Annotated in this window: 11 protein-coding genes; 8 read left to right on the forward strand and 3 right to left on the reverse strand. The window is 70.3% G+C overall.

Annotated elements, in window-relative coordinates:
* Positions 1-229 precede the first annotated feature (229 nt).
* The gene (locus VIB55_RS00160; RefSeq protein WP_331874630.1) at positions 230-1,699 is read right to left on the reverse strand and encodes a sodium:solute symporter; all 1,470 of its coding nucleotides are present in this window, start codon (positions 1,697-1,699) and stop codon (positions 230-232) included.
* 185 nt (positions 1,700-1,884) lie between these two features.
* Here VIB55_RS00160 and VIB55_RS00165 point away from each other — a divergent pair, with 185 nt between their 5' ends.
* The 4 genes from VIB55_RS00165 to VIB55_RS00180 all read left to right on the forward strand — a co-directional run bounded on the left by VIB55_RS00165 (position 1,885) and on the right by VIB55_RS00180 (position 7,378).
* Complete coding sequence (locus VIB55_RS00165; RefSeq protein WP_331874631.1) at positions 1,885-3,438, forward strand: hypothetical protein; 1,554 nt, start codon at positions 1,885-1,887, stop codon at positions 3,436-3,438.
* 301 nt (positions 3,439-3,739) lie between these two features.
* Positions 3,740-5,290, forward strand: coding sequence for an N-acetylmuramoyl-L-alanine amidase (locus VIB55_RS00170; RefSeq protein ID WP_331874632.1), 1,551 nt, complete (start codon positions 3,740-3,742; stop codon positions 5,288-5,290).
* 101 nt (positions 5,291-5,391) lie between these two features.
* Positions 5,392-6,555, forward strand: coding sequence for a hypothetical protein (locus tag VIB55_RS00175; protein WP_331874633.1), 1,164 nt, complete (start codon positions 5,392-5,394; stop codon positions 6,553-6,555).
* A 34-nt stretch (positions 6,556-6,589) separates the two neighbouring features.
* Positions 6,590-7,378: a CHAP domain-containing protein gene (locus VIB55_RS00180; protein ID WP_331874634.1), complete on the forward strand. Its 789-nt coding sequence runs from the start codon at positions 6,590-6,592 to the stop codon at positions 7,376-7,378.
* A gap of 214 nt (positions 7,379-7,592) precedes the next feature.
* Here VIB55_RS00180 and VIB55_RS00185 read toward each other — a convergent pair whose 3' ends face one another.
* On the reverse strand, positions 7,593-8,063 hold the full coding sequence (locus VIB55_RS00185) for a hypothetical protein (protein WP_331874635.1): 471 nt from the start codon (positions 8,061-8,063) through the stop codon (positions 7,593-7,595).
* 12 nt (positions 8,064-8,075) lie between these two features.
* Complete coding sequence (locus VIB55_RS00190; RefSeq protein ID WP_331874636.1) at positions 8,076-10,148, reverse strand: carbon starvation CstA family protein; 2,073 nt, start codon at positions 10,146-10,148, stop codon at positions 8,076-8,078.
* Between the two features lie 137 nt (positions 10,149-10,285).
* Here VIB55_RS00190 and VIB55_RS00195 point away from each other — a divergent pair, with 137 nt between their 5' ends.
* The 4 genes from VIB55_RS00195 to VIB55_RS00210 form a co-directional block, all read left to right on the forward strand.
* Entirely contained in the window at positions 10,286-10,720 is a 435-nt protein-coding gene (locus VIB55_RS00195; RefSeq protein ID WP_331874637.1) for a hypothetical protein, read from the forward strand.
* A 642-nt stretch (positions 10,721-11,362) separates the two neighbouring features.
* On the forward strand, positions 11,363-11,575 hold the full coding sequence (locus tag VIB55_RS00200) for a hypothetical protein (RefSeq protein ID WP_331874638.1): 213 nt from the start codon (positions 11,363-11,365) through the stop codon (positions 11,573-11,575).
* 41 nt (positions 11,576-11,616) lie between these two features.
* Positions 11,617-11,820, forward strand: coding sequence for a hypothetical protein (locus VIB55_RS00205; protein WP_331874639.1), 204 nt, complete (start codon positions 11,617-11,619; stop codon positions 11,818-11,820).
* Between the two features lie 55 nt (positions 11,821-11,875).
* Positions 11,876-12,996 (forward strand): hypothetical protein (locus VIB55_RS00210; RefSeq protein WP_331874640.1); only part of this gene is annotated, 1,121 nt, incomplete at its 3' end.

Genomic DNA, 12,996 nt, shown 5'->3' on the forward strand with positions numbered 1-12,996 from the left:
AGGCCTCGTGTTCCGTGACCGCCGCCGCGCCCTGCCTGTACGTGCCCCAGGCTGGATCGTTCGGCCCGCGACGGTGGTGCTGCGGCCGGTTCGGTGCGCCTGGGCCTCAGGATGACAGGCCCTCGTGAGGCTCCCAATCGCTGGGTGACTCACCGGATTGGCTCCCTTCCCCCGCGCAGTTTGCGGGGGAAGGGCTGGGGATGGGGGGCGCCCGGCCCGCGCACCAGACTCAGCCCGCCACCACAACACCCCTGGACCCCCGAATCCGCGCACTCGCCTCGCCCACCGCCACCGTGATCGCCGATCCCACCAGCGCGAACCATAGCGTGTCCACCACCCTGGGCATCGCCCCGAACTGCTGGAGGGCCCAGAGCAGCGTCATCCCCGCGACGGCAACCCCCATGCCGGTCACCGCGTCGCGCCCGTCCGCACGCTTCGAAATCAGCCCCAGCAGGAACCCGCCGAGCAGCCCGCCGTAGGTGAACGAGGCGATCTGCAGCGCGATCACCACCAGCGGCGTTCCCTTGGCGATCAGCTGAAAGGCGAGCGAAACGGCGATCATCACCACGCCCCACAGCAGCGTGAACCGCTTGCCGACGTCCAGCAGATGCTGCTCATCGTGCTGCTTCTCGTCGCTGCGCCTCGTCAGCGGCACGTACAGGTCGTGCACCGACACGGCCGCCAGCGCGTTCAGCGACGACGACATGGCGGCGGCCAGGATGGCGGCCACCACGAGGCCCGAGATGCCCGGCGGCAGGTGGTCCAGCGTGAAGCGGGGGAAGATGGCGTCGGGCGTGTCCCAGGTGCGCCCTTCGTAGAACACCCACAGCCCCGCGCCGATCAGCAGGAACAGGGCGAACTGGCCGATGACGATCACCGCCGAGCCGATGATGGCGCGCCGCGCATCCCGCAGCGAGGGCGAGGCCAGCAGCCGCTGCACGATCAGGTGGTCGGCCCCGTGCGACGCCATCGTCAGGAAAGCCCCGCCGACGAGCCCCGTAAACAACCAGTTGGCCTGCGAGAAGCCGCCGTCCAGGTGAATCACCTTCAGCTTGCCGGCGTCGCCCGCAACCTGCACCAGCCCGCCCCACCCGCCGGGGATGTTCTCCAGCACGATCCACAGCACGGCGAGACCGCCCACGATGTAGATGAACATCTGCGCGACGTCTACCCACACCACCGCCCGCAGCCCGCCGTAGTAGCTGTAGACGAGCGTGAAGATTCCGATGGAAAGGATCGACGCCCACACCGGCATCCCCGTGATCAGCCCCAGCGGGATTGCGGTCGCGAAGATGCGCACCGCATCCGCCAGCACGCGGGTGACCAGGAACACCAGCGACGCCAGCCGCCGCGCGCCCTGCCCGAAGCGGCGCTCCAGCAGCACGTACGCCGTGGCGATCTCGCCGCGAAAGTAGCCGGGGAGCAGGAAGACGGAGATGGCGATGCGGCCCAGCAGGTAGCCCACTGCCAGCTGCAGCATCCACAGGTCGCCCGTATACGCCGTCGCCGGCACGCTGACGACGGTGAGGGCGCTGGTCTCGGTCGCCACGAGCGAAAAGCAGGCGGCCCACCACGGGATGGAGTGGTCGGCCAGGAAGTAGTCCTGCGCGTCCTTCTGTTGGCGTCCCAGGACCGTGCCCAGCACCGCGACGAACGCCACGTACGCCAGGACCACGGCCAGGTCGATGGCCCCGTTCACCCCTCACCCCGTGTGCGTGTCATTGTCGTTCGTCCGGATGGGGCGTGAGGGGCAAACCAACGGCGGGGCTGCGGCGTCCAATCTCGTGCGCGCCCCGCCGCGTTGCAATCCGTGCAATCGCCGGGGGGATGCTATATAATTAGCAGGAACAATCCCGGCAGGCGACACCCCCAGCCCAAGCGGCCATGAACTCCCTCCTTCGCATCGTCCCGGCGCTGCTTCTCGCCACCAGCGCGCCCGCCGCGGCGCAGCTGCGCTACACGGTAGACATCGACGATCCCGCCACGCACCGCGCCACCATCACGCTGCGGGTGGATTCGCTCGCGGCGCGGGACAGCGTCTTCCAGTTCGCGGCGACGGCGCCGGGCACGTACCAGACGATGAACATCGGGCGGTTCGTGCGCGACCTGCGCGCGACGGATGCGCGCGGCCGGCCGGTGGCGGTGCGCAAGCAATCGGAGAACGCGTGGGTGTTCGGAGACCCGCGCCGCGTGCGCACGGTGACGTACCAGGTGCTGGACACCTGGAACACGCCGGTGACCGAGTTTCCCATCTATCCCATGGCCGGCACCGCCATTGAGGCCGACCACGCCCTGCTGAACGCCCACGCCATGCTCGGCTTTCCGCGCGGCATGCAGGCGCAGCCGGTGTTCATCCGCTTCGAGGCGCCCCCGGGGTGGACGGTGGAGACTCCGCTGGTCGTCGGGCCGGACGGCTATCGGGCGGACAGCTACGACCACGCGGTGGACTCGCCCTTCCTGCTGGGCGCGCGCCTCACCACGTCGACGCTGACGGTGGGCGGGGTGCCGGTGCGCATCGCGGCCCACTCGCCCTCGCAACTCATCACCGCCAGCGAGCTGCGCGATGCCATGCAGGGGACGCTGACCGCGGCGGGCTCGTTCCTGGGACGCCTGCCGGTGGACCGCTACGTGTTCCTCTTCCGCTTCGCCCCGCAGCGCCAGGGGCAGGCGATGGGTGCGTGGGAGCACAGCTACAGCTCGGAATACGTGCTCGTCGAGGAGCCCTTCAGCCCGCGGGTGGGCCGCGGCGTGACGGACATCGCGGCGCACGAGTTCTTTCACATCGTCACGCCGCTGAACATCCACTCCGAAATCGTTGAGCACTTCAACTTCCAGACGCCCGTGCCGTCGGCGCACGTGTGGCTGTACGAGGGCGTGACGGAGTGGGCATCCGAAAAGATGCAGCTGGACGGCGGGCTGCTGACGCTGGACCAGTACCTGGGCAACGTGGTGGGCAAGATGAGGACGGACCGCACGCGGTACGACACCACGTTCTCGCTCAAGCAGCTCGCGCTGACGTCGTTCACGCAGGCGGGCGCACGGCAGTACGGCAACATCTACCAGCGCGGCGCCGTCGTCGCGGGGCTGCTGGACATTCGCCTGCTCCAGCTTTCCGATGGACGGCACGGGCTGCGCGACCTGATGCTGGACCTTTCCGCCGCCTACGGCCCGCGGCGCCCGTTCCCGGAAGATTCGCTCTACGCCATCATCGCCGCGCGTACCTCGCCGGAGGTGCTGGACTTCTTCGCCCGCTACATCGACCGCGCCGAGCACCCGCCGGTGCGCGAAACCTATGCGCTCCTGGGCATAGACCTGGTGGAGGACGAGCGGGGGCTGCCGCAGCGCCTGGTTCCGAACCCCAACGCCACCCCCGAGCAGCTGCGCCTGCGCGAAGCCTGGCTGCGCTCCGGCTCCGGCGCATCCACCCCGCCGCGGTAGAAGCCCCGAGCACGCGCTACGACGAGACGGTGACGGGCCCTGGCGCACGCCGGCGCCCCCGACGGCGATTGGGAAACGCGCGTAGTATCGGCCTTCACGTTGCACCGATCTGGTGCACGGCGCCTCATCCCGGTGCAACGGGCCGCGTGAGAGCCCACGTGAGCGAATCCGTGCAACGGACTGGTCCGCTGGGGCTTGCGGGCTGCGCTCGCCACCCCCGGGCCCGGGTCCCGGCTGTGCAGCGGCGGGCATTACCCCCACGGCACCCTGCCCCGGGGGAACCCGTACCGAACGGACGCCTATGCGAACCGCCCGTACCCTGGCCGTCGCCGTCTGCGCCGCCGCGGCGCTTGCCGCCTGCGACACCCCCACCCCATCGGTGGAGCCGGTGGAGCAGCCGACCGCCGCCGACCTGCGCCTGGACCCCATGTTCGCGCGCGCCGCGACGGAGTTCCAGGTGCCGGTGGCCCTGCTCAAGGCCGTCTCCTTTACCGAAACGGGATGGCAGTTCGCCCGCGGGGAGCACAGCGACATGGAAGGGCTGGCGCCGGCGTACGGGATCTTCGCGCTCCGCGGCGAGCGCCTGGAACGGGGCGCCCGGCTGGCCGGGGTGAGCGTGGCCGCGGCGCGCACCGACCCCGAAGCCAGCATTCGCGCCGGCGCGGCGCTGCTCCGCGCCGAAGGCCAGGCGCAGCAGGTGTCCGGCTCGGACCTGGCGGCTTGGGAGCCGGCCGTGGCGAGCTTCAGCGGCATCGCCAACGACGAGGCCCGCGCGGGATACGTCTCGAACGGCGTGTACCGCGCGCTGCGCCTGGGCGTGAACGACGCCGAGCAGGCCTCGCTCGCCGCCCATCCCGGCGTGCGGATCGCCCCGGCGGTGCTCCCGACCGGCCCCCGGTACACCACCGAGTACGGCCCGGCCATCTGGACCCCGTCGCCCAACTACACCTCCGGGCGCTCCGGGTACACCATCGCGCTGGTGGTCATCCACACCTGCGCCGGAAACTACAGCGGCTGCTGGAGCTGGCTCACCAACTCCACCTCCGGCGTGTCGGCGCACTACGTCGTCGGCCAGACGGACATCGGGGGCGGCGTGACCGAGGTGCGCCAGCTGGTGGACGAGGACAACACGGCTTGGCACGTGGGCAAGTACTGGCAGGGCTACCCCACCAACCCGCGCTCGGTGGGCATCGAGCACGGCGGCTTCTCGTACGGCAGCAACGGCTACGGCCCGTGGCCCGCGGTGCAGTACAACACCTCCGCCACGCTCACCTGCGACATCGTCAAGAGCCGCGCGATCATCCGTGACCGCGACCACATCATCGGCCACTACCAGCCGGACCCGGTGAACCGCGCGCACGACCCCGGGCAGGGCTTCCCGTGGGCGGACTACATGAGCCGCATCAACAGTTGCGTGGGCGGCGGCACCAGCCCGGCCATCACCGTCGACAGCAACACCGGCAGCCCCGGCACCGACGCCCGCTTCACGGTTTCGGCCAACTGGACCGCGTCCACCGGCACGGCCGGCTACTACGGCACGGGCTACTACTACGCGAGCACGGCGGCGGTGAGCGACCCGGCGGACTTCGAGTTCTACCTGCCGGCCGCCGCGACCAAGGCGGTGTCCGCGTGGTACACCTCCGGCACCAACCGCTCGACGACGGCGCCGTACATCATCTACAACGCCAGCGGCACGGAGCTGGGACGCCGCTCGGTGAACCAGCAGTCGGGCGGCGGCGCCTGGCAGTCGCTGGGCAGCTACAGCTTCTCGGCCGGCTGGAACAAGGTTTCGCTCTCGCGGTGGACCACGTCCGGCTACGTGGTGATCGCCGACGCGGTGCGGATCCAGTAGCAAGGCAGGTTGCGAAACGCGCGGCCGGTCCGGAGCTTCCGGGCCGGCCGCGCCGCTCGCGGGCCTGATGGCAACGAGCGAAGTCCCTATCCCGAGCGTACATGCGCAACTTCTCCCGAGCACTCCCCTTCTGCGTCCTGTCTCTGTTCGTGGCGGGGTGCGGCACGGATGCCGGCGCCGCACCCAGCCGTCCGGCCGCCCCGCCGGCGGCCGCGCTTCCCCCCGCCGACCCGGCGGACACGCTCTCGCTGGCCGAGCGCGAGGGGATCGCGGGGCGCATCGTCTTCATCGCCGAGCGCGACGGCAACAAGGAGCTGTACACCGTCCGTCCCACGGGCGCCGGCGAGCAGCGGCTGACCGCCCGCCCGGCGCAGGACTTCGCGGGCGACCCGCTTCCCGACGGCTCGGGACTGCTGGTGATCTCGCTGGAGGGCGAAGGACCGTCGCGGGTGGAGCGCTTCTGGCTCGCCGGGAACGGGAGCGGGCCGCTGCGTCCCCTGGGCCCGCGCGGCGCGCTGATGCGCAATCCCAGCTGGGGCCCGGACGGCCGCTGGCTGGTCTACGAGAGCAATACCCGCGACGGCTACCGCGACATCTACCGCCTGGACCGGGCGACGGGGCAGGTGCGCGCGCTCACGGCCAACCCCGAGGGCAACTTCCGGCCGGTGGTATCGCCGCGCGGCGATTGGGTAGTGTTCGGCTCCAGCCGCGACAGCGTGTCGGAGCTGTACCGGATGCGCCCCGACGGCACCGGCCAGGAGCGCATCACCCACACGCCTCGTGACGAGTGGAGTGCGCGCTGGTCGTCCGATGGCGGGCTGCTCGCCTTCCTCAGCGACCGCGACGGGAGCGACCGCGTGTACGTGAGCTACCCCGACGGGCGGGAAACGCGCCGGCTTTCGCAGGAACCGCTGGACCCGCACGTGATGGAAGACCGGCCCGCGTGGGCGCCCCGGGGCTTCGGCATCGCCTGGGTGCGGCGGACGCGCAACGAGCCGTCGCGCATCCTGATCCGCGACGTCACGACGGGCTTCAAGGGCGAGGTGCGCGCCCGCGGGCTGGGGTCGCTGGAAGACCCCGCGTGGTCGCCGGACGGGCGCTACCTGGCCTTCACGCTCACCCGTGGCGACAGCGCGCAGGTGTACGTCGCCCGCGCGGACGGCACCAAGCCCACCCGCGTCACCCATGCGCCCGGCCCGAACTGGGCGCCGACATGGCTCGGCGAGCGGCCGCCCCCGCCGCCGGCCACGCCCGCCGCCCGCTGAGACTGGTTCCCCCACCCACTTCCCGGAAACGACAATGCGCACTTCGACGCGTTTCACCGCCGCCGCCCTGGCGGCGCTCGCGCTCGCCGCATGCGGCGACGCGATCACCGACACATCCCTTCGCTCCCCCGAGGTGGGAGCGCGCATGTACGTGCTCCCCACGGGGGTCAGCGCCGAGATGGCGCCCGGCGGGCCCTACAACCTGCGCGCGGGTCCCAGCACCGATTACGCGGTGGAGGGCTCCGTGGCCGGCGGCGCGGGGGTGAACATCACCTGCACCTCGTGGGGCGAGAGCGTGTCCGGCCACTACGGGACCAGCGTGGTGTGGGACCGACTGGGGAACGGCTCGTGGGTGGCGGACGCGAACGTGCTCACGGGAAGCGACCGGCAGGTGGCCCGCCCGTGCCGGCGCGACGACTATCCGTACCGTAACTCCAGCACCAGCGGCGTGGACCGGTGGAACTTCTACAACCGCCAGTGCACCTCGTTCGCGGCGCACCGCATCAACTGGAACGGCACGCGCACGGGCAAGACGTTCACCAACATGTACCTGGGCGAGCACTTCGGCGACGCGCACCTGTGGGACGATGCCGCGCGTGCGTCCGGCGTGGCGATTTCCGGGACGCCCGCCGTGGGCCGCATCGCGCAGTGGAACCGGAACGTCGGAGGCGTGGGTGGCTACGGCCACGTGGCGTACGTGAGCGCCGTGTACGACGACGGCAGCATCCTGATCGAGGAGTACAATTGGAACGCCTACGACTACGGCACGCGGCGCCTGTACCCGGGCGGCGGCTACTGGCCCAGCAACTTCATCAACTTCTGATCGGCTGACGCGGCGCCCCCCGCGCGTTCAGGATGGACGGGGAAGGGCTGGAGATCGCGTGGCCGGGAGCGACTGAAAGCCAGCCGAAGCGCGATCGAATTCTCCCCCTCTCCCGCTTGCGGGCTTGCGGGAGAGGGGGCCGGGGGGCGGGCCGGGGGGAGAGGGCAGCCGGGGACTGCGCCGGAGTGACCGAAGCGCACCGGCGCCGTCCCCTTCAGTCCCCGTTCAGGCGCGTCCACACCATCCATACGACCGCAGCGACCGCGGCCGCTCCGGCGACGTACGGCCAAGGCGACGCACCGTCCGCGATCGACCAGTACGCCCGCTTCCCCGCCCACACGGCCAGCCCGATCCACACAGCCAAGCCCGGGATCAGCAGGGCTACCGAGCCGGGCCCGCCTCCATGCGGCACGGGGATGAACCCGCTGAAGCCAATCACGATGATCATGCCGGGACTGAGCACCAGCAGAACGACGACCGCGGCCACCACCGCGCAGAACAGCCCCAGCACGGGGCGGCCGGAAGGCGCCCGCCGGACTGGGCTGGCTCCGCCAGACAGGAAGTTCCTGCAGTTGGCGCAGTAGGCCGCGCCGGCGGGGTTCGCCGTGGAGCAGTTGCCGCACACGGTCGTCGCGGGCGCGGGCTTCGACGAGGCGGATTCGTGTTCCGTCGTGGCAGAATGCACGGGCTCCACGCGTCAGTCCCCCGCCAGCCCAAGCCCCGTCGGCACGAACGGGGCTTCGTGCATCACGACCGGCTTGCGCTTGCGCACCAGCAGGATCCACTCGCGGATGGAGACGACGATCACCATCACCGCCACGCCCATGAAGACGAGGGCGACGACGGCGTCCAGGCGCGCGTTGAACATCATCTGCTGGGCGGCCTCCACCGTCTTTGCGGCCGCGGGGAGCCGGCCCTCCGCCAGCGCGGCGTCGATGGCGCGGGCCTGCGAGAGGAAGCCCAGCTTGGGATCGGCGGCGAACACCTTCTGCCACCCCGCCGTGAAGGTCACCGCCGCCAGCCACGCCAGCGGCCCCAGCGTCACCCAGGCGAAGCGCGCCTTGCCCATCTTGATCAGCACCGTCGTCCCCACGCACAGCGCCACGGCCGCCAGCAGCTGGTTGCTGATGCCGAACAGCGGCCACAGGCTGTTGATGCCGCCCAGCGGGTCTACCACGCCCTGATAGAGGAAGTACGCCCATCCGCCGACCACCAGCGCGCTGGACAGGATGATGGACGGATACCACGACGTCCGGCCCAGCGGCTTGTACACGTGGCCCAGGATCTCCTGCATCATGAAGCGCCCCACGCGCGTGCCGGTGTCGATGGTCGTGAGGATGAACAGCGCCTCGAACATGATGGCGAAGTGGTACCACACCGCCATCAGCCCCGACCCGCCGATGACGCCGGAGAAGATCTGCGCCATCCCCACCGCCAGCGACGGCGCGCCGCCCGTGCGGGCCATCAGCGATTCCTCGCCTACGGACGTCGCCAGCCCCTGCATCTGCTCGGGGGTGACGACGAATCCCCACGCCGCGATGGTCCGCGTGGCCTCCTGCAGCGTTCCGCCGACGACACCGGCCGGCGCGTTGATGGCGAAGTAGACGCCAGGGTCCAGGATCCCCGCCGCCACCATCGCCATCACGCCCACGAACGACTCCATCAGCATGGCGCCGTAGCCAACCAGCCGCGCGTCCGTCTCGCGCATCAGCATCTTGGGTGTGGTGCCGGATGCCACCAGCGCGTGAAAGCCGCTGATGGCGCCGCACGCCACGGTGATGAAGGCGAAGGGGAACAGCTTGCCGGCGAACACGGGCCCCGTGCCGTCCACGAACTGCGTCATCGCCGGCATCTTGATGGTCGGCAGGCTCACCAGGATGCCCGCCGCAAGCGCCGCGATCGTCCCGATCTTCAGGAAGGTCGACAGGTAGTCGCGCGGGCACAGCAGCACCCACACGGGAAGGACGGACGCCACGAAGCCGTAGCCCGCCATCAGCCACACCAGCGTCGTCTTCTCGACGGTGAAGAAGTCGGCCAGCACCGGGTTCTCCGCCACCCACCGTCCGCCGATGGTCGCCGCCAGCACCAGCGCCACGCCGATGGCCGACGCCTCGCCCACGCGCCCGGGGCGGAAGGCGTGCATCCACCACCCCATCAGCAGGGCGATGGGCACCGTGCAGGCGATGGTGAACAGCCCCCATGGCGAGTGCGCCAGCGCGTTGACCACGATCAGCGCCAGCACGGCCAGGAGGATGGCCATGATGGAAAGCACGGCCACCATGGCGATGAACCCCGCCGTGGTGTTGATTTCCTCACGCGCCATCTGCCCCAGCGACTTTCCGTCGCGGCGCATGGAGGCGAACAGGATGACGAAGTCCTGCACCGCGCCCGCCAGCACCACGCCGATGATCAGCCAGAGCGTCCCCGGCAGATAGCCGAACTGCGCGGCCAGCACCGGACCGACGAGCGGCCCCGCCCCCGCGATGGCCGCGAAGTGGTGTCCGAAGAGCACCCAGCGGTTGGTGGGCACGAAGTCCACGTGGTTGTCGAGCCGCTCGGCCGGCGTGGCGCGGTTCGCGTCCAGCTCGAAGACGCGCGTGGCCAGGAACCTGGCGTAGAAGCGGTACGCCACGGCGTAGGTGCACACCGCGGCGATCACCAGCCAGGCGGCGTTGATGGTTTCGCCGCGGTGCAGGGCCATGGTGCCCAGCGCCACGGCGCCCAGCAGGGCGACGGCGGCCCAGGCCAGCTTGGGAAGGTGCGTGCGCATGGTGGATCGGGAGGGGGAGCGTTCCGTCCGGGGAGACGGCGGGAAAGTGCGGCAGGGAGCGCGCGGAAACAAGAGCGGGAACGTATGATTGAACTTGCTTGCCCTGATCTGATTTGCCTCGATTCCACGACGCCGCCGTGAAACACCTCCTTCCAGTCTGGATCCTGCTGGTCGCCAGCAGCTGTCGCCGGAACGCTGAAGCGGCCGGGGGCCTCTCGCACGTCGAGGTTGCACGCGTCACCTCGCCCGACTCGATCGTCGATGCGGTGGCGACCGTCGGCTCAGCGGATGCCACCACGGCGTCCGTACATCGCGTGTACATCGTGCCCCGCGGTGCGCCCGTTCCCTCCGGAGGGGATCTCGAGGCGTTTCGGGCCGACTACGTGACGGGCCTGGGCCTCGCCTGGACGCGTGCCCGCATGCTGGAGATTCGCTACGACACCGCGCGCATCTTCCACTTCGCCAATTCCTGGAACTCCCGCGAAGTTGACGACTTCCGCTATGAGGTCGAGGTGCGGCTGATGCCCCGCAATCCAACGTCGCTGCCGGTGCGGCCCATGCCGCAACAGTAGAGACTCGATCGCACGACCAAGCTCGAACGAAGGGGGGCGGCTGTGGTGAGCCGCCGCCCTTCGTCGCGTCGCCCCGCCATCCAGTCACCCTGGAAACAGAAGGGGTAAAAACCACACCCGCGCCGCCCAATGTGGTACGCGCCTGCGCGCCTCTGGCCCATTCCGAGCGACATTTGCAGAAAGTTCTTGCCATCCGGAGTGGGCGGGGCGCACCTTGCCCCCGCGTTCCGATGGGGCCCTCGCGATGGCGCCCATTCGGAAGGCAGGCGAGTCCCACGCTCGTTCACCCCCGCCCCTGGCGCCGCCTGACGGCCGGCGAGGCGCGGCACGGCAATCACGAGCGCCTGCACGGCAGGCGATGGGCACACGCGCCTGCAGGAGAACTGTTTTCCGACCCAAGTTTCTGGACATCACGAGGAGCGACGACACAGCTCGGGGGACCACCGGGGCCGCCGCCACAAGGCCCCGCGGGGTGGCAGGGAAGACGACGAGAGCCGGCGCGGCCACCACAAGGCCGTCGTGCGCCGGCGCCAGAGCCAGGATCGGGCAGGGCTCCCGCTGTTGCGGCCGCGCAGGGTGCGCCGGCCGCGGGCGCGCGCGACGAGCGTGCGCGCCCTTCCCCACCACTTCGTGAGGTGCGTGATGAAGAAGCTACACATGGCCGCTCTCGCCGTGATCGCCGCTGGCGGCACCGTGCTCGGCACCCCCAGCCCAGCGAACGCCACCTACAAGGAGGCGCCCGTGATGTACTGCTGCGAGTACCGGGAGGTCCGGTGGGGGTTCGACAAGATCCGGAGCTCGTGCTGCCACATCGGAGGCTGCCAGGCGACGGCGGACGGCTGCACGCCGGCCTGACCCTGCGCCGACACTTTCAACCTTCTCAACAGGCGGATTCCATGAATCGCAAGCTGAACCTGTTCGCCGCCGCAATCGTCCTGACGGGCGGCCTGACCCTCGCCCGCCCCGCGCAGGCGACGATGGCGGCGCTGCCCGACTTCAAGCTGCGGGCTTGCTGCAGCACGGCGGACCAGAAGCAGTTCTGCTGCTTCGAGGGCGGTGATGGCTGCCGCATCACCGCGGCGGGCTGCACGCGCGTGTGACCTCTCCCGCGGGTGCCGGTTCCAGCCGGCGCCCGCATTCACTTCCTTCGGAACGATGATGTTCACGCAACCGTTGTCCGGCGCAGGCGTACTCCGCCGGAGCGCACTGATCCTGATCGTCGCGCTGCCAGGCGCCTGCGGGGACGCTGCCCAGGATGCACCAGCGACGGCAGCCCCCAGCAGTGTCTACGGCGCCGTAGAAGTGGCCCGTTCTCCCGAGACGGTGGAGTTCGCGGGCATATCGGCGATGGACGTCGACAGCCGCGGCCGCATCCTCGTCGGAGATGGCGCTGAAGTCGTGGTCCTTTCACCGGAAGCGCGCGTCGAGAGGCGCATTGGACGCCCGGGAAGCGGGCCCGGGGAGTTCCAGTACGTGGCCACGGTCACCGCCGTCACCCACGACAGCCTGTTCGTCTATGACCCTGGCCTGCGCCGGATAAGCGTGTATGCGCCGGGCGCCGACAAGCCCACGTACAGCACACACTTGTCCAGTGGCCAGACGACGCTCCCGTACTGGGCCCGACCTGCAGGTAGCCGGGGGCAGATGGTTGCCGTTTTCAACACGGCGCGCGGTGACGTTCCCGAGCGTCAGAACGGCACCGTGCCCGCCGAGGTGCTGCGGCTGCTGAACCCGGACGGCTCCGTAGCGCGCGACTCGCTGGTGCTGATGCCAGAGGTCCAGATGCTGGACATCAACAACACCGAGGGCCGGGGCGTGTTTCACTATCCGTTTGCGCGGAGCAGCGCGTTCGCCCTGTCGCGCCGCGGCGTCATTTACCACGCGTGGACCGACTCGCTCCACTTCACTGCCTACGGCCTGGATGGGCGGCGGCTCCGCGAGTTCCGCGTCCCTCACACCCCGCGGGCCGTGTCCAGCAGCGAGATCGACAGCGTCGTGCATAGGCTGGCGAAGCCGCCGTTCTCGCAGGCGACGATCCGGCGCGCGCTCCGGGAGGCAGACACGCGCACTTGGCCGGCCTTCCGCGGCTTCTTCGTCGACGACCAGGAACGCCTGTGGGTGGCACTTACGCCCTCCAGCGACGACGCCGACGTGGAATGGCTGGTCCTCGGGCCTTCGGGACAGCGGCTCGGCTCGCTGCGGCTGCCCCAGAGCGTCACGCTCGGAGCCGTGCGCGGAGACCGCGCGTACGCCGTAGCCCGCGACGAGAACGACGT

Source organism: Longimicrobium sp., from assembly GCF_036554565.1.
Taxonomy (GTDB): Bacteria; Gemmatimonadota; Gemmatimonadetes; order Longimicrobiales; family Longimicrobiaceae; genus Longimicrobium.

Coding starts and splice junctions, on each gene's coding strand:
- VIB55_RS00165 (WP_331874631.1), top strand. CDS start 1,885: ATGAACTCCCTCCTTCGCATCGTCCCGGCGCTGCTTCTCGCCACCAGC.
- VIB55_RS00170 (WP_331874632.1), top strand. CDS start 3,740: ATGCGAACCGCCCGTACCCTGGCCGTCGCCGTCTGCGCCGCCGCGGCG.
- VIB55_RS00175 (WP_331874633.1), top strand. CDS start 5,392: ATGCGCAACTTCTCCCGAGCACTCCCCTTCTGCGTCCTGTCTCTGTTC.
- VIB55_RS00180 (WP_331874634.1), top strand. CDS start 6,590: ATGCGCACTTCGACGCGTTTCACCGCCGCCGCCCTGGCGGCGCTCGCG.
- VIB55_RS00190 (WP_331874636.1), bottom strand. CDS start 10,148: ATGCGCACGCACCTTCCCAAGCTGGCCTGGGCCGCCGTCGCCCTGCTG.
- VIB55_RS00200 (WP_331874638.1), top strand. CDS start 11,363: ATGAAGAAGCTACACATGGCCGCTCTCGCCGTGATCGCCGCTGGCGGC.
- VIB55_RS00205 (WP_331874639.1), top strand. CDS start 11,617: ATGAATCGCAAGCTGAACCTGTTCGCCGCCGCAATCGTCCTGACGGGC.